The following is a 15627-nucleotide window of genomic DNA, read 5'->3' as shown; positions in this document are numbered from 1 at the left end:
ATCAATTTAATAAAAAAACATCTGAATAATAATTTAGAGTAATTATTAAATTACTCAGAAATTAATATCCATTAGATCAACAAGTGCTGTATTATTTAATGAAGATAATCATACCTAAAAAATAACCATTGATACGCTAATATATATATTTATAAATTGTAAATGTACAGAATGAATTTAATATTAATATGTGACTGATATCACAATTAATAGAATATAAAATCTTTAATGAAAATTTATTTTATTTATGACAGAGTTAAGCTTAACTAAGTATATTTACTATAAACACCTTAAATCATTAAGGTCCTGTCGTATTATCAAAGGGTGATTGCGTTATTTCTACCGGGCTGTGGATTCAGATGGCGATACAGTGGATTTTCTGTTGACAGCTTATTGGAATAAAGAAGCCGTCTTACGTTTCCTTAAGTTGATATTTTGTGCAACGCGCTTTTCTATCAATATGATATCGGCGATTAATAATCAGGGCAGTGTGAGATTTATGCTGTATCACGACACGATGACGGCCCGAAGGCTACTGCACTTTTTTCAACGCTTGATAAAAGAGGCCGATCGTAAAGTCTATTTGATACTGGATAATTTGCGTGTCCACCATGCCCGGTTTGTCAAAAAGTGGTTAGAGAAACACAAAAAAACAAATTGAAGTGTTTTATTTGCCTGCCTGTTCACCCGAATTAAACTCGGATGAGTCCCTCAATGGCGACTTGAAAAATGCTATCCGAGCCTCTTCACCAGCAAGAAATCCACAAGAATGAATAAAAAAGACCCGAAGTCATATGATGAGGCTCCAGAAAAGGTCTGAACATGTTGTTCGTTATTTCCAGCATCGCTGTAGCCGATATGCTGCATGACAAATAATAGATATATGTACACCAGGTTAATAATACGACAAAACCTTAATGATTTAAGGTGTTTATAGTAAATATACTTAGTTAAGCTTAACTCTGTCATAAATAAAATAAATTTTCATTAAAGATTTTATATTCTATTAATTGTGATATCAGTCACATATTAATATTAAATTCATTCTGTACATTTACAATTTATAAATATATATATTAGCGTATCAATGGTTATTTTTTTAGGCATGATCATTATCATTAAGCAATGCAGCACTTGTTGATTTAATGGATATTAATTTCTGAGTGAATAATAATTACCCTAAATTATTATTCAGATATTTTAATTCTCTTATTAAAGTGAAGGTGTTACTATGAAAGACAACAATAAAGTACGGCAACAAAATAGATTAATTGTTGAAAAATATATGGCTACAAAAGGACAAGATAGACTGAAACGGTATGAGTTGTTTAGCGAGGATGGTTGTGGTGGGCTTTGGACTTCTGATACAGGAGAGCCCCTTATGATAAAAGGAAGGGAAAGTTTAGCTAAGCATGCTGTATGGGTTTTTGAAATACTTTCCTGATTGGGTTTGGTATAATGTTGACATATATAGTACCCAAGATCCTAACATTTTCTGGGTTGAATGTGATGGAAAAGGAATAATTCGTTTTGATGATTATCCTGAAGGTATCTATGAAAATCATTTTATTCATTACTTTGAGTTTGAAAATGGAAAAATAAAGCTACAACGTGAATTTATGAATCCTTGTCAACAATTTAAAGCATTGGGCATTGAAATTCCAAAAATAAATAGAAGCCATATGCCAACTTAATTATCTCAATATTTAACTATAAATAATAGATGGCCATATTTATTATAATAATGGCTATTTTTAACATATTTTCAATAGGATGAAAAATGAATATTCCTAAAATAGAGAGCTACTCACTTAAATTTCCTGAGTTTAATATTATAAGTAGAGTAAAATGGAAACATGATAATAATCGAAGCATATTGCTTGTACATGATATGCAAACCTATTTTCTGAATTTTTTTCATTCTGATTTAAGGCAAGAACTAATAAGAAATTGTCAAAAACTTATTGCTTATTCCAGAAAAAATAATATCCCGATTGTTTATACCGCACAACGTGGAGATATGACCAAAAAAGAACGCGGGTTACTCTACGATATATGGGGAAAAGGAATGAGCAGAAAAGATGAACACACTGCCATAGTCAAAGAATTAGCACCCCAACCAGAAGATAGCATTTTAGCTAAATGGAGATACAGTGCTTTTCATGCAACATCTCTTGGTGACATTTTTCTGAAAGAAAAACGCGATCAAATCATTCTCTGTGGTGTTTTTGCTCATATTGGAATACAGACCAGCGCCGTTGATGCTTATTCAAGAGATATTGAAGTCTTTCTTATACAAGATGCAATTGCAGATTTTTCAAAACAGATTCATTTACAGGCATTAATATATGCGGATAAATGTTGTGCGAAGGTATTACCGACTCAAGAGATTTGTAAATGATGAACACTTATTTTTTTGAAGAAGGAACAATCCTGCAAAAAATCATTGCGGGTTATTTCGATACTTATGCATTAGTATACAGGCCAGATAAATTTAAAAAAGCAACAGTTGAAATTCTTGTTGGTACAGAGTGTATACTTAAAAATTTAAAAGAATTGGATCAACTTCAAAGTGAACAACGGGCAATGGGGAATTGGGGAATTCTGCTTGTTACACCCTATCGCCAGATTAAAGAGCGTGGCTTTACTGTTATTGACGACAACACGCCTTTCCGTGCCCTTGTTGTCAATCAATATGAAACATGTTTACTTGAGGATGCTATTGATATTTTACCTGAAGTTCCGGTTGATATTAGCAATACCTATTTCAATCCGAATGATGAGAATTACGAAAAAATTGTCAAAGAGATCATAGAGAATGAAATAGGTACAGGAGAAGGGGCTAATTTCGTTATTAAACGAACTCTGAATGGTGACATGACACATTATGATGATCATGTAGGCATGACAATCTTTCGGAATTTATTGGAACAAGAGAAAGGAGCTTACTGGACTTTCTTTATTCATATGAAAGAGATAACTTTAGTTGGCGCCTCTCCGGAAATGCATATTAGCCTTAATGCCAAATCAGTTTCAATGATGCCAATAAGTGGTACATATAGATTTCCTGCTTCTGGTCAGACTAAAGAAGGCCTTTTTAATTTCTTACAAGATACGAAAGAGGAAGGCGAGTTATCAATGGTTCTTGATGAAGAACTAAAAATGATGACAAATATTTGTTCCTCAGACGTTAAAGTCCAAGGGCCATCATTAATTAATATGTCAAAATTAGCACACGTCTACTATAACCTGAAAGGCTCAACAGAACTGTCCGTATCTGAAATATTAAGGCTCTCAATGTTTGCACCCACTGTTGTTGGCAGTCCTTTAGAGAACGCAACGAGAGTGATTGCACGTTACGAAAAACATGGTCGTTCTTACTATAGTGGTTTTACTGCATTGATAGAGAATGTAAATAATAAATCATGGCTATTGGACTCAGCAATTCTTATTCGTACTGCTGAGATTTCAAAAGGCGGAAAAATACAAGTGGGAGTGGGTGCAACATTGGTTCGTGATTCCAATCCGCTTTCAGAGGTGCAAGAAACGATTGCTAAAGCTTCTGCAATTCAAAATGCGATGGGAATGATTGTTTCTGATACAATATCTATTAAAAGAGAAGATATTAATAAAATACTCAAAAAAAGAAATGAACGGCTTTCCAGTTTTTGGTTTGGGGATATGATGCAATCATCAAACCATTCATTAAATGATATAAGTAAACCAGAGATTGTAATTTTAGATAATGAAGATACTTTTACATCTATGATGGCATATCAACTGCGTGAAGTAGGTTTTAAAGTTGATGTTAAATCATTCTCTTCAATCGGTGATATTGAACCTTCAAAGTTACTTGTGGTAGGACCAGGGCCAGGTGATCCATGTAACTTAACTGATCCAAGAGTGTTAACAAGTCGTCATATCATCATGAATACGATGGTACAAAATCAGCCTTTTATTTCGATTTGTTTTGGCCATCAAATCTTATGTACACTCCTAGGATTGCCAATAGAACGTCTTTCTCCTCCAAATCAAGGAATACAAAAGAAAATATCTATTTTCGGAAAAACAGAATATGTTGGTTTCTATAATACTTTTACTGCTATTTCCGAATCAGAATGTATAACAAGCCCTGTGGGTGATATTTTGGTTTATCGTGATCCGTTATCAAAACATGTTCATGGATTGAAAGGAAAGAATTTTTGTTCAATGCAATTTCACCCTGAGTCAATATTAACTAAAGAAGGTCATAGAATATTGAAAGATGCTATCTACTCAGTAATTACTCATAAAGACCGAGCTGTTTTTGAATGGGCGTGAATTTGGTTTTCTTCTTATCTATATCATATTAAATAATTATTAAGGTGAGTTATGCATAAATATACCATTATAAATTCTTTCGGTAGTGAGTTATTTACAGGCAATCCAGTAGCTGTATTTTTTTATTGTGACGATTTAGATGACTATCACATGCAGAAATTAGCTGCAGAAATTAATCTTTCTGAAACAACATTTATTCGCTCCCCTATAAAAGGAGGAGATTTTAATATAAAAATTTTCACTCCTGTTAACGAATTGGGATTTGCAGGGCATCCATTACTTGGCACGGCATTAGCTTTGGCAAAAGAAACCGGATTATTTCAAATTAATATTGAAACACAAAGAGGTATTTATCGATTTTCAATTGATTTAGTAAAAGAGAAACCCTACACCGCTTATGTACAGATGGAACAACCTAATCCCATTATTTCTTCTTATAAGTATCATCAAAAATTACTTGAAGCCCTTGGTGTGGAAAAAAGTACATTACCGATAGATATGTATAATGTGGGACCAAGACATGTATTTGTGGGCGTTGAAAATATTGACATACTCGAAAAAATTAATCCTGACCTTAAAAAACTTTCTCAATTTAATGATATGGCAGCTTTATGTTTTTGCCTAACCGATACTGATAGTTTGAGATTGCGTATGTTTTCCCCTGCTTACGGTGTTGCCGAGGATGCAGCAACAGGTTCGGCAGCTGGCCCTTTAGCCCTGCATCTTTGCCGATATGGCTTATCTGAGTTTGGGAAAAGGATTGAAATCATACAAGGTGTGGAAATAGAAAGGCCATCTTATATGAATGCAGTAGCTAAAAAGATCAATGAAGAATTTTTCCTTGAAGCAGGGGGTTATGCGTATCAGATTGCAGTAGGACAATATTTTATTTAGGAATAATATTTAAGATAAATATGTAAGGTAATAATTATGAGCGAAATTTTTGAAAGTATGACAGGTAAGCTGGATTATAATTTCCCTGAATATGATTGTCTTCCTGCTGAGCCTATTAATTTGGGTAGAAAATGGTTGCAGGAAGCCATTAATCAAGACGTTTGTGAACCTCGTTCAATGGTATTGACGACTACAAACAGCACCGGAGATATGTCATCTCGTGTAATGGCTATTTTAGAATTTACAAATGAGGGTATTGTATTTTCCACACATAGCTGTAGTCGTAAAATAAGAGATATAAACGATAATCCTTTTGCTTGTGGCCATTTTTACTGGCGTGAGCTTGGCCGTCAAATGTCTGTAAGTGGCAAGGTTAAAAAACTGACCCAAGAATACGCTATTGAAGAATGGAATAAACGACCAATACCTTTACATTCAATGTCAACGGCTTCCTATCAAAGTGAGCCTTTGATCTCATATAAACAGCTCCTTATATCTGCGCAACAGCTCGAGGGGAGTGGTGCATTGCCTTGTCCGGAACGGTATTCTGTTTATCTTCTTGAACCCCATGCCATTGAGTTTTGGGCAGCCAGCTCTAATCGTTTGCATAGAAGATTACGTTTTGAATATGGTAAAGCTGGCTGGAGTAGCTTAAGACTACAGCCATAATTTATATTATTAACCCGGTGTTCAAATATATATTGTTTATCAAGCAGCATATTGGATACAGCGATGCGGAAAATAACGTGCAACATGTTCAGATCTTTTCTGTAGCTTCATCATATGACTTCGGGTCTTTTTCACTCATTCTGGCGGATTTCTTTTTTTACCGCCGGGCAGGTCTCTTTATGCCATTTTTCAACGGCTTTGGGATTTTGTTCATAGGCTCTTTTTAGCGGTTTTTGTGGCGTAAATCCCCAACGTTTTAGATAGTCAGTGAGCGTTCTTTTCACCATTTTTATGCGCCACATTTGCCAAATAAGCGCCTGAATCGCGTTGCGCGACCAAATGGAAGAAACCATCACTGGAAGATCTTCTTCTGAGTAGAAAATTTTCAGTGATGGTTTAAACGGAATTCGGGTTATTTAAATTTGCCGCTTAAAGACGTTTACTGTTCCACTACCCCTCAATAACGTCCCTTCGGGAATAAATAAATCAATGCCCCTTTCTACGAAAGGGGATTTTCACTATTGTTCATTTTTTAATTTTGCATCTAATACAAACGTACCAAATGGGATAACAGATGAAACAAATGCACCAAATAACCATAAAATTGATTTACGGTGGACTATTGCTACTTGAATTAGTGCAAAGACAAACAGAATAAATAAGATACCGTGAGCCATACCTGTAACTTTAACCGCTATTGGAAATCCCGCGAAATATTTTAACGGCATTGCTACAAATAATAGTAACAGAAAAGAAATCCCCTCAACGAATCCCATTACTCTTAATCGCCCTATTGGTGTAGATAACATAAGGTAGCCTCCTTTAATGTATATTGAATTTTTTTCTTAAATGACTCGCAATCGCCGTTGCCAGCAATCCTCCGATCACAGTGGTATGTTCAAACGCAAAATAGAGTGAGATCTTGGCATTTTCGCCAGAGAAATTCCAAAAAGTATGGACAATAAAAATAGTTAACAAAAGAAAGACAGCCAATATGCCTGCACCAAACCAGACAAAGCGATCTAACAGGATCAATATTGAGCCGAAAAGTAAGACGATTGCTGATGCAATATTAAAAAACCAATCAGGGTGTAAACCCGCAGCACGCATTTCTGCCAGACTACTTTCAAAATCGATAATCTTGGCAAGCCCCGATGGAATAAAAATAAATAAAATAAGTAATCGAGTGATAATCCATATCCAAGAACTCTCCAGAATATTCTCAACAAATCGTTGCATAATTTATCCTTACGATTTTCAAGCAGAAGATACTACTTTTTTCAATTTATAGGGAAAGTAACTCAGTATCCTGTATTCTGTCAATTAACAGAAATACCAGATGTGCACTATAAAACCTGAAGTTAACTATAGGTCAATCATATACTGGAGCTTAATAATTAATTTTTTCAAAATATTCATCTAATGTACTGTTTTTTCTTATTTTTCTTTATGGTGTCTTGAATGCCTTTTGGGATAAATATTCCTTCGCTTCTTCCAGACAAAAAACGATTTCTGACCAGGCCTTTTGAAGGACACCATTTAATATAGGCCGCAGCCAAATACAGCTATTATTAGCAGCTTTCAATAAGGACACTGTCGGGAGTAAACGCCTTGCCAGATTACGCCTGAGCAGTAACCCGAATAAACTCAGCCAGATAAGATTTTCAACCAGGGATTTCTGGCGCGTGGCAAAGCCCTGCCAATTCGTATACGATGGCGCTCTTCGGCAACCCATGGAAAAACAGGTGACTGAATAATGACAAAAGATAACTAATCGTCCAATCCCGATTTACAAAATGTGTTTATAGTCAGTGTCCCCTTTTCTGGTCAACGTCCCTGCCGTTGACCATTTTTTGTTGTTAGATCCTCTAAATTACTTTTTATTTCAGCTCATTAACTACCCAATGAGCAAATTGCTGCAATTCCATATCCAACAACGGATTTTGCTCTCTGATGCGCTGGATCACTTGCCCAACGGCATCCGGCTGATACAGTACACCAATCAATTCTTCTGCCAATAATTCGAATGGGGCAGGTTCTAAACTATCAGTGAAAATCTGGCAACGATTGATAATTCCACTTTCAATATCAACATGTAATTCAATGCCCCCCCAAAGAAATCGGGTATCCAGTGTATGGCTAAATGCAGGTGCCTGGCCAAAATTCCATGCCCAACTACTTTGCTTACTAAAAATATCAACAAAGCCCGGTAAATCCGGTAAAGCTTGTGGAGAAATAAGCTCTGGTTGCACAACTTCGCCAAAATATTCAGAAAATGCCTCTATAATTCCTTCGCACACTTTTTCATGTGTAATATCCGGTAATAATTCTGACAAGTTTGTCACTCTGGAACGAACAGAAGTAATGCCTTTTGCCTGCAATTTTTTAGGATCAGGGTTGAGATAATCCACAAGGCGATTCAAATCTGCATTAATCAGCAATGTACCGTGATGAAAACCTCTGTCCTTGGTTTCCCGATACGCTGACCCAGAAATTTTGCGCTCCCCATCCGATAAAGGCAAAACCAGATCATTTCGGCCAGAAGCCATTGCATGAATACCGGATTTTTTTAATCCATCCAGAATGATTTGAGTAGAAACCGTTTTGTCATATTCTGGTTTACCCGCCATAAAGGTAAAACATGTATTCCCCAGATCATGAAAAACTGCCCCACCGCCACTACTACGTCGCGCCAGTTTTATACCATCTTGTTCCATGCGCCGTGTATTACACTCTTTCCACGGATTTTGAGCCCGCCCGATGACAACAGTATTTGCATTACGCCATAAGAACAAAACACGTTGCTCTGGCGACATTTGACGGAAAATACACTCTTCAACAGCGAGATTAAACCAGGGATCGTGGGAATCAGACAGCAGTAAGCGTAATGTGGACATTATTTGTCTCCGGACAAAGCAAAAACAGTGTCTCAGGATATCATAATGTTCTGATTCAATTGGTGACTCAGGTTGGGATCATATTCTGCGGGCCTGCCAAAAAACACGACGCCAATAGATATTATCAAGAGAGGAACGTATTACACCTTTGCTGGTCGATGCGTGAATAAATTCATTGTTGATATCATAAATACCAACGTGTAACCCATTATCACCGCTACCGGTTTTGAAAAATACCAGATCACCCGGCATTAAATCTTTTTTATTAATCCGTGTCCCCAATTGGGTCTGTTCACTCGTTGTCCGAGGAAGCAGGATATTAAAACGATCATGAAAAGTACGATAAACAAAGCCAGAACAATCAACACCTCGCTGATCCATGCCACCATAACGGTAAGGCGTACCCTGCCATTGTGTAAGCTGCTTTTCTAACTGTGCAATAACAATAATCGGATCAGAAAGTGCTGCTCGTAATGGAGGTAAGTTTGATTTCGAAACAGGATTAGAACACCCAATCAGAAATAAGCTCAGTAACAAGCATAAATATCTTATTCTTATAATCATCAATCAGCCTCTCTGCCTTCTGGCCTGCTAATAAACCAAACTCCCAATGAAATTAACAGGATCCCTATTGTTTTCAGTAGTGAGATATCTTCATTAAACCAGGGTAATAATACCGCCAATAGATAAACAAAAATATAGCTCAGACTGATAAGCGGATAGGCTTTATTCAACGGCAGATATTTCAAAACAAAAATCCAACTGAACATGGATAATGCGTAACTCACTAGTCCCACCATCACCATCAATAAAGGCTGATGATGCAACCAAAGCCAACCGATATCTGACCAATGTCTAGATAAAGAAAGTTCAGGTAATTGCGCCACTCCCCACTTCAATGATAGTTGGGCAACAGTAATCAGCAGGACACTAACCACTCCCCAAAAATACCCTTTCATTGATTTAAGCTCATCAATAAAATTCCCAGCATAATCAAAAACACACCTATCCAGTGTTTTATCCCGGCTTTTTCATGATACAGAAACTGTCCGATCAGCGTTACGAGTACAAAATTAATACTCAGCATAGGATAAGCAATACTCAGCGGTAGCAATTGCAGCAAACGTAGCCAGAATATCATCCCTATACCCAACAGAAGAACAGCACTAACCAACCATGCCACTACAATTGCCGGTTTATAGGGAACATCTTTTCTCCCCCAACAGGTAACAGCTTGTTTCTGACAAATTTGTCCTGCACAAGTTAATAAACTAACCAGTATCAATAACCCTATACTACTGTTCATGTCATGGCTGCTTCTTATAAATCACAAGGACAAAACGATATTTACGCTGTATCAAATCAGGTTTAGGCAACTCAGGAAGCATCCCTTTTGTAGGCAATAAGAAAACAATTGCAACCTGTCCCTCTTTCCGTGCACTGGCTAACCATGAGGGAAATTGTTCCTGTGTTATATACCGATTGCGGCTATCTGGATAATTCAATCCGTATTTCAGTTCACCCTTGTTTTGAAATAAGTCAATATCACTGCGTTTTAATTCCCATGCAACTGCGGCTCCTAAACCAACCGATGCAGATAAAATATACTTGCTTTCAGCCAGCTCTTTTTCATTCTGCCTGATAAAATTCTGCGGCAGTTTAGAATCAATGGTCTTATCTGGTAAGGCACTGCCTATTGATAAACTCAGCACAATTGAACAAGCAGCCGCCCATTGCCAATGTTTGCCATTGCGTATAAAACAGAAATAGCCCACTATCCCCCAAAACCCAAAAGCGAAAAGTCCTATCACCCATTTAAGCCATTCATGGGGTTGATAAAGAGGACGACTGGAAGCAACTTCCAGAAATACAAGCGCCAGTATTGCTATCAATCCAATGAAAACATTTATCAATCCATTGAGCTTTAATGCCTTCATATTGCCATTCTTCATATTATCAACAGCATATTTTGCCATCATCAACGCTAAAGGCCCGATAAATGGCAGAATGTAAGTAGGCAGTTTTCCTTTAGAAATACTAAAAAATAGCAATGGGACAAAAAACCAGCAAAACAAGAAGAACATCTCAGGATGATTTTTTTTCTCTTGCCAACTCTTGAGCAAAGCGCCGGGTAATAATCCCAGCCACGGAATAACACCTAAAATCAATATTGGCAGGTAATACCAGAATGGGGCGGAATGCTGTGCATGATCAGAAGCAAAACGCTGTATATGCTCCACCCAGAAAAAGTAACGCCAATAATCAGGCTCTTGCGAAGCAATTGCGATCACCCAAGGCGAACTAATCAAAACAGCACAAATAATTGCAAGCGGACCAAAACGAACCATTTCCAGAAAACGTTTCTGGTATATCGTGATAGGTATCATGGCTATTACCGGTAAAACCAATGCCAGAAAACCTTTTGTCAAAAACGCCATGCCACAGGTTATACCCAGTACAGACCAGGCCCAAATCCGTTCACGGCAACTACCGGCCTTCAGTGCCCAATAACAGCTCACTATTCCTGCCGTGATCCACAGTGAAAACATTGGATCAAGAACACTATAAGTGCCGACAGAAAAAACGATAAACATGGAGATATAAATCAGGCTGGCAATAAATGCAGTCTGGCGAGACTGCCACATCATCATAGCTAACCTATAAAGAAGAAATGCACTAATTATAATGCTGAATACAGCACCAAAACGCACCGCAAAATTATTATCCCCAAAGATCCACTGGCTAATGTTATTTATCCAATATCCAGCCACTGGTTTTTCAAAATAACGGATATCCAAAAAATAAGGAACTATCCAATCGCCACGTTGTAACATTTCCCGGCTGATTTCGGCATATCGTGTCTCGTCTGGTTGCCACAAAAGACGGCTATTCAGAGGGATCAGGTAAGTAAAGATAAAAAAAAGAGCCATCAGAACGGCCCCGGCTCTACTCGTCCAAGTATTCGACATATTTGTTTTATACCTCTTGTTGGCAACCTAACCAGCCTTCACGACCAGGAAAATCTGAACGGATAATTCTCCCAACAGGCAATGTGTTTCTCTTTTCTGGTAATAAATCACATAACTTGCAAAACTGAATATCTTGCTGGCAGAGTATATCCAGCAGTGCTTCAAACTGCGGCGCTTTGGACATTCCTTCAACTTCTGTATGAATGGTATAAACAGGAACACCCTGAACATTTTTGATTGCATCAAGAATAAAGAGGTTAAAATCCGCATCATTGACTTGCGTTCCGACAACTTCGTCATAAGTCGGTAATGTTACAGGAATTTGAACAGTCCCTAAGCTCCCATCCGGCAACAATGGCCTGAACGGATGTGTTCCCCGACAATCACTGTTGTAGTCAAAACCAAATTGCTGCTTGACTGCCAGTACACGTTCATCTGCCCGCCAGCCAGCAACGGCAGAGCATGTTACGGAGTGTCCTGTCGCCTTTTCCAGGGCATCAATGCCAAGTTGGATTTGTTCTGCCAGTTCTGATTCTGACCAATGCCCTGCTTTTGCCTGCCAACTCTGATGATCCCACGCGTGCAGACCAACTTCATGGCCTGCATCCAGAGTTTTTTTCATCAGATAACCTAAATCTTTTGCAATTTTCTTTCCCGGCCAGGCTGTGCCGGCTAATAGAATATTCAGACCATAAAGAGATACTGCATTTGATCTCAACATTTTCCACAGAAATTTAGGCCTTAGCAGACGCCACAAGTGGCGTCCCATATTGTCTGGGCCAACACTGAAAAAGAAACTAGCCTGGATATGATGACGCCGTAAAATCTTAAGTAATTGCGGCACACCTTCCCTGGTGCCCTGGTAAGTATCTACATCAATTCTCAAGCCAACTTTTTGCATCATATATGCCCTGCATATTCTTTCTTCTTTTTTAGCTCTTTCACAGCATCACGCAAGAAGAAATCCAATGTCTCATCAATGGTTTGTTCCATATTGATCGTGGGTTTCCATCCCAACAGATGTGCCGCGTTTTTAATGCTAGGCTTGCGGTGTTCAACATCCTGATACCCCTGACCATAATAACTACTGCTTTCGATTTTCTTGAATCCGGCAAACGGAGGAAAATATCTACGTAGTTCATGTTTTTCAAAGCTATTCAGCAATATTTCAGCTAATTGACGGATACTGGCCTCATTCGTCGGATTACCGATATTGATAATCTGGCCGTCACACAAGCCATTCCGGTTCTCGATAATTCTGAATAACGCTTCAATTCCATCATGAATATCAGTGAAACAGCGCTTCTGCTCTCCCCCGTCAACCAACTTAATGGGGGAACCTTCCACCAGATTTAAAATTAACTGAGTAATTGCCCTTGAACTACCAATACGGGCTGAGTTCAAATTGTCTAACCTCGGCCCCATCCAGTTAAATGGCCGGAACAAAGTAAATTTCAAGCCCTCTTTTTCGCCGTATGCCCAAATAACACGATCAAGCAATTGCTTAGAAACTGAATAGATCCAACGCTGTTTGTTGATTGGCCCCACAATTAAACGAGAAGTATCCTCATCGAATTCCTTGTCGTCACACATGCCATAAACTTCAGAAGTGGACGGGAAAATAATCCGTTTATTGTATTTCACGCAATAGCGAACAATTTTCAGGTTTTCTTCAAAATCCAACTCAAAAACACGCAACGGGTTACGGGTATATTCGATAGGTGTAGCTATCGCCACTAATGGCAGCACAACATCACATTTTTTAATGTGGTATTCGATCCATTCTGTGTGAATGCTGACATCCCCTTCAATAAAATGAAAATTTGGATTACCGATAAAACGCTCAATGGCAGAAGTGCCAATATCCATTCCATAGATATCATAATTACCATCGTTCAACAGACGTTCTGTCAGATGATTACCGATAAATCCGTTAACCCCCAGAATCAAGACACGTTTACGGCGGCTGATTTGTGTTGTGGCTTTCGGCCCAATCCGAATGCCTGCCACAATCCCCATTTCCAAAGCGAGTCGGCTACCCTGCACATAAATACCGGATTCACTCTGTCCACTGACAATCTCTAATGCCCCTTCTCCACACGCAATAATCAGTGGATCCACAGAAAGCACGGTTCCTGGCTGTTTATCATGAGCTTTATTAATCGGGCGTGAACGCCAGATAGTAATTTTACGCTCACCGAGGAAAGTAAATGCGCCTGGATAAGGTTCTGTTACCGCCCGGACGAGGTTATTAATCTCTTCAGCAGATTTATGCCAGAAAATTTTCCCGTCCTCTGCTGTCCTGCGACCAAAATAGGTTGCCTGATTTTCATCCTGCGCAATAGAGGGGTAATTATTCGCTTTTATCTGAGGCAGAATATTATTCAATAGTTCAACTGCGGCTTCACGAATTTTTCCATGAATACCCAATGAAGTGTCTGTTTTCTCAATCTGTACTGCCTGTTGAGCAACAATATCTCCGGCATCTGCCCTTGCTACCATTTTATGCAGTGTTACACCTGTTTCTGTCTCACCATTTAATATCGCCCAGTTAACAGGTGCACGACCACGATATTTAGGTAATAAAGAACCATGTAAGTTAAATGCTCCTTTTGTTGCCAGTGATAAAATATCCTGACTGAGCAGATCGCGATAATAAAATGAGAAAATAACCTCCGGCTGCATTTCACTAATACGTTCAATCCAGAGTGGATGATTGACATTCTCCGGAGCAAATACAGGTAAGCCTAAATCCGCACCAATATGTGCCACAGAAGAGAAAAAATTATTTTCATTCGGATCATCGACATGTGTAAAGACAGCCTGAATATCAAACCCCGCTCTCACTAATGCATTAAGTCCGACACAACCAATATCATGATAGGCAAAAATAACGGCTTTCATTCTCTTTTTTCCTGATTATCGTCGGTTTTTTTAGCTCCGACCACTTTTTGAATAAAATAACGTGGACGTGCACGGACATCGTTATATATCCGGCCGATATATTCTCCGAGTAACCCCATCGCAACGAACTGTGCACCAATGAACATGAAAAGGATGGCAAATAAAGTAAACACGCCCTCAGCAGCCCACATGGAACCAAAAATAAGGCGTAAGGCAATCAACAAAATAGCCAACAGGAAACCCGTCACAGCAATAATACTTCCCACAACACTCAATAACCGTAACGGTGCTGTTGTCAGACAAGTTAACAGGTCATACATCAGGTTTATCAGCTTCATAAAGCTGTATTTTGAATCACCGAACTCACGCTCTGCATGAGCTACATCAATTTCGATTGTTTTGCGGGCGAATGTGTTAGCCAGAATAGGAATGAATGTGCTGCGTTCATGACACTGCAACATCGCTCGCACAATATGGCGGCGATATGCCCGTAACATACAGCCGTAATCCCCCATTGAACGCCCCGTTGCTTTCGTGATCATTGCATTAATGATCTTAGAGGCGGTTTTACGGAACCAAGGATCCTGACGATTGGCACGGCGTGTACCGACAACATCATATCCCTCTTCGGCTGTTTTCACTAAACGGGGGATCTCTTCCGGTGGATTTTGTAAATCTGCATCAAGGGTGATGATAAGATCACCATCGGCCTGATGAAATCCCGCCATAATTGCAGAGTGCTGCCCATAATTACGGTTCAGCAAAATTGCAATGACATGATTTTTAGGATCTTCAGCCACTTGAGTCAAAATATCGGCGGAGCTGTCGCGGCTACCATCATCTACTAAAATTAATTCATATTTCTGCTCAAGTTGTTGACATGCAGATATCGTCCTTTCCAATAATTGGGACAAGCTTTCTTCTTCGTTATAAACCGGAATAACAACCGAAACTTTTTTTATTTTTTTCAAACA

At 38.5% G+C, this 15627-nt stretch carries 19 protein-coding genes and 1 pseudogene; 9 read left to right on the top strand and 11 right to left on the bottom strand.

Annotation, left to right across the window (positions count from 1 at the left end; translation table 11 throughout):
* Nucleotides 1-334: 334 nt before the first annotated feature.
* The 9 genes and pseudogenes from BDD26_RS19590 to BDD26_RS13665 all read left to right on the top strand — a co-directional run.
* Nucleotides 335-427, top strand: a pseudogene (locus BDD26_RS19590) (DDE-type integrase/transposase/recombinase); the annotation flags it as partial.
* A complete protein-coding gene (locus BDD26_RS20540; RefSeq protein ID WP_425330442.1) occupies nucleotides 428-661 on the top strand; it encodes a transposase in 234 nt (77 codons plus the stop codon).
* 1 nt (nucleotide 662) lies between these two features.
* A complete protein-coding gene (locus BDD26_RS20850; protein ID WP_425330425.1) occupies nucleotides 663-773 on the top strand; it encodes a hypothetical protein in 111 nt (36 codons plus the stop codon).
* A 458-nt stretch (nucleotides 774-1231) separates the two neighbouring features.
* Nucleotides 1232-1444 carry a PhzA/PhzB family protein gene (locus BDD26_RS20535; RefSeq protein ID WP_280524523.1) on the top strand — a complete coding sequence of 71 codons (213 nt, stop codon included), beginning with the start codon at nucleotides 1232-1234 and terminating at the stop codon, nucleotides 1442-1444.
* Entirely contained in the window at nucleotides 1413-1694 is a 282-nt protein-coding gene (locus tag BDD26_RS20530; protein ID WP_280524522.1) for a PhzA/PhzB family protein, read from the top strand. The genes BDD26_RS20535 and BDD26_RS20530 overlap by 32 nt, the downstream gene beginning before the upstream one ends.
* 86 nt (nucleotides 1695-1780) lie before the next feature.
* Complete coding sequence (locus BDD26_RS13680; RefSeq protein WP_115826829.1) at nucleotides 1781-2401, top strand: isochorismatase family protein; 621 nt, start codon at nucleotides 1781-1783, stop codon at nucleotides 2399-2401.
* Nucleotides 2398-4320 carry an anthranilate synthase family protein gene (locus tag BDD26_RS13675; RefSeq protein ID WP_115826828.1) on the top strand — a complete coding sequence of 641 codons (1923 nt, stop codon included), beginning with the start codon at nucleotides 2398-2400 and terminating at the stop codon, nucleotides 4318-4320. Before BDD26_RS13680 ends, BDD26_RS13675 begins: the two co-directional genes overlap by 4 nt.
* Nucleotides 4321-4371: 51 nt before the next feature.
* Nucleotides 4372-5214: a PhzF family phenazine biosynthesis protein gene (locus tag BDD26_RS13670; protein ID WP_115826827.1), complete on the top strand. Its 843-nt coding sequence runs from the start codon at nucleotides 4372-4374 to the stop codon at nucleotides 5212-5214.
* Between the two features lie 36 nt (nucleotides 5215-5250).
* The gene (locus BDD26_RS13665) at nucleotides 5251-5883 is read left to right on the top strand and encodes a pyridoxal 5'-phosphate synthase (RefSeq protein WP_115826826.1); all 633 of its coding nucleotides are present in this window, start codon (nucleotides 5251-5253) and stop codon (nucleotides 5881-5883) included.
* A 131-nt stretch (nucleotides 5884-6014) separates the two neighbouring features.
* Here the strand turns inward: BDD26_RS13665 and BDD26_RS13660 are convergent, their stop codons facing one another.
* The 11 genes from BDD26_RS13660 to arnC all read right to left on the bottom strand — a co-directional run bounded on the left by BDD26_RS13660 (nucleotide 6015) and on the right by arnC (nucleotide 15624).
* Nucleotides 6015-6236: a helix-turn-helix domain-containing protein gene (locus BDD26_RS13660; protein WP_244922813.1), complete on the bottom strand. Its 222-nt coding sequence runs from the start codon at nucleotides 6234-6236 to the stop codon at nucleotides 6015-6017.
* Between the two features lie 165 nt (nucleotides 6237-6401).
* Nucleotides 6402-6692 (bottom strand): DUF3817 domain-containing protein, encoded by a 291-nt coding sequence (locus BDD26_RS13655; protein WP_038259530.1) that lies wholly within the window; start codon nucleotides 6690-6692, stop codon nucleotides 6402-6404.
* A gap of 13 nt (nucleotides 6693-6705) precedes the next feature.
* A complete protein-coding gene (locus tag BDD26_RS13650) occupies nucleotides 6706-7122 on the bottom strand; it encodes a DoxX family protein (protein ID WP_038259531.1) in 417 nt (138 codons plus the stop codon).
* Nucleotides 7123-7763: 641 nt separating this feature from the next.
* Nucleotides 7764-8780, bottom strand: a complete 1017-nt coding sequence (lplA, locus tag BDD26_RS13640; protein WP_038259532.1) for a lipoate--protein ligase — start codon at nucleotides 8778-8780, stop codon at nucleotides 7764-7766.
* A gap of 78 nt (nucleotides 8781-8858) precedes the next feature.
* Entirely contained in the window at nucleotides 8859-9344 is a 486-nt protein-coding gene (locus BDD26_RS13635; RefSeq protein ID WP_115826825.1) for a C40 family peptidase, read from the bottom strand.
* On the bottom strand, nucleotides 9344-9739 hold the full coding sequence (arnF, locus tag BDD26_RS13630) for a 4-amino-4-deoxy-L-arabinose-phosphoundecaprenol flippase subunit ArnF (protein WP_038259534.1): 396 nt from the start codon (nucleotides 9737-9739) through the stop codon (nucleotides 9344-9346). Before arnF ends, BDD26_RS13635 begins: the two co-directional genes overlap by 1 nt.
* The gene (gene arnE, locus BDD26_RS13625; RefSeq protein WP_038259535.1) at nucleotides 9736-10086 is read right to left on the bottom strand and encodes a 4-amino-4-deoxy-L-arabinose-phosphoundecaprenol flippase subunit ArnE; all 351 of its coding nucleotides are present in this window, start codon (nucleotides 10084-10086) and stop codon (nucleotides 9736-9738) included. The genes arnF and arnE overlap by 4 nt, the downstream gene beginning before the upstream one ends.
* Before the next feature lies 1 nt (nucleotide 10087).
* Nucleotides 10088-11749 carry a lipid IV(A) 4-amino-4-deoxy-L-arabinosyltransferase gene (arnT, locus tag BDD26_RS13620; RefSeq protein WP_115826824.1) on the bottom strand — a complete coding sequence of 554 codons (1662 nt, stop codon included), beginning with the start codon at nucleotides 11747-11749 and terminating at the stop codon, nucleotides 10088-10090.
* Nucleotides 11750-11756: 7 nt separating this feature from the next.
* Nucleotides 11757-12650, bottom strand: coding sequence for a 4-deoxy-4-formamido-L-arabinose-phosphoundecaprenol deformylase (gene arnD, locus BDD26_RS13615; protein ID WP_115826823.1), 894 nt, complete (start codon nucleotides 12648-12650; stop codon nucleotides 11757-11759).
* Complete coding sequence (gene arnA / locus BDD26_RS13610; protein ID WP_038259538.1) at nucleotides 12650-14653, bottom strand: bifunctional UDP-4-amino-4-deoxy-L-arabinose formyltransferase/UDP-glucuronic acid oxidase ArnA; 2004 nt, start codon at nucleotides 14651-14653, stop codon at nucleotides 12650-12652. The genes arnD and arnA overlap by 1 nt, the downstream gene beginning before the upstream one ends.
* Complete coding sequence (arnC, locus tag BDD26_RS13605; protein WP_115826822.1) at nucleotides 14650-15624, bottom strand: undecaprenyl-phosphate 4-deoxy-4-formamido-L-arabinose transferase; 975 nt, start codon at nucleotides 15622-15624, stop codon at nucleotides 14650-14652. The genes arnA and arnC overlap by 4 nt, the downstream gene beginning before the upstream one ends.
* Between the last annotated feature and the right edge of the window lie 3 nt (nucleotides 15625-15627).

The organism is Xenorhabdus cabanillasii (assembly GCF_003386665.1).
In the GTDB taxonomy this organism is placed as follows: Bacteria; Pseudomonadota; Gammaproteobacteria; order Enterobacterales; family Enterobacteriaceae; genus Xenorhabdus; species Xenorhabdus cabanillasii.
This window is presented reverse-complemented; position numbering and strand designations above follow the sequence as displayed.

Excerpts from the sequence above, each read along its gene's own strand:
- BDD26_RS20535 (WP_280524523.1), top strand. The coding sequence starts at position 1,232 with ATGAAAGACAACAATAAAGTACGGCAACAAAATAGATTAATTGTTGAA.
- BDD26_RS20530 (WP_280524522.1), top strand. The coding sequence starts at position 1,413 with ATGCTGTATGGGTTTTTGAAATACTTTCCTGATTGGGTTTGGTATAAT.
- BDD26_RS13680 (WP_115826829.1), top strand. The coding sequence starts at position 1,781 with ATGAATATTCCTAAAATAGAGAGCTACTCACTTAAATTTCCTGAGTTT.
- BDD26_RS13675 (WP_115826828.1), top strand. The coding sequence starts at position 2,398 with ATGATGAACACTTATTTTTTTGAAGAAGGAACAATCCTGCAAAAAATC.
- BDD26_RS13670 (WP_115826827.1), top strand. The coding sequence starts at position 4,372 with ATGCATAAATATACCATTATAAATTCTTTCGGTAGTGAGTTATTTACA.
- BDD26_RS13665 (WP_115826826.1), top strand. The coding sequence starts at position 5,251 with ATGAGCGAAATTTTTGAAAGTATGACAGGTAAGCTGGATTATAATTTC.
- BDD26_RS13660 (WP_244922813.1), bottom strand. The coding sequence starts at position 6,236 with ATGGTTTCTTCCATTTGGTCGCGCAACGCGATTCAGGCGCTTATTTGG.
- BDD26_RS13655 (WP_038259530.1), bottom strand. The coding sequence starts at position 6,692 with ATGTTATCTACACCAATAGGGCGATTAAGAGTAATGGGATTCGTTGAG.
- BDD26_RS13650 (WP_038259531.1), bottom strand. The coding sequence starts at position 7,122 with ATGCAACGATTTGTTGAGAATATTCTGGAGAGTTCTTGGATATGGATT.
- lplA (WP_038259532.1), bottom strand. The coding sequence starts at position 8,780 with ATGTCCACATTACGCTTACTGCTGTCTGATTCCCACGATCCCTGGTTT.
- BDD26_RS13635 (WP_115826825.1), bottom strand. The coding sequence starts at position 9,344 with ATGATTATAAGAATAAGATATTTATGCTTGTTACTGAGCTTATTTCTG.
- arnF (WP_038259534.1), bottom strand. The coding sequence starts at position 9,739 with ATGAAAGGGTATTTTTGGGGAGTGGTTAGTGTCCTGCTGATTACTGTT.
- arnE (WP_038259535.1), bottom strand. The coding sequence starts at position 10,086 with ATGAACAGTAGTATAGGGTTATTGATACTGGTTAGTTTATTAACTTGT.
- arnT (WP_115826824.1), bottom strand. The coding sequence starts at position 11,749 with ATGTCGAATACTTGGACGAGTAGAGCCGGGGCCGTTCTGATGGCTCTT.
- arnD (WP_115826823.1), bottom strand. The coding sequence starts at position 12,650 with ATGCAAAAAGTTGGCTTGAGAATTGATGTAGATACTTACCAGGGCACC.
- arnA (WP_038259538.1), bottom strand. The coding sequence starts at position 14,653 with ATGAAAGCCGTTATTTTTGCCTATCATGATATTGGTTGTGTCGGACTT.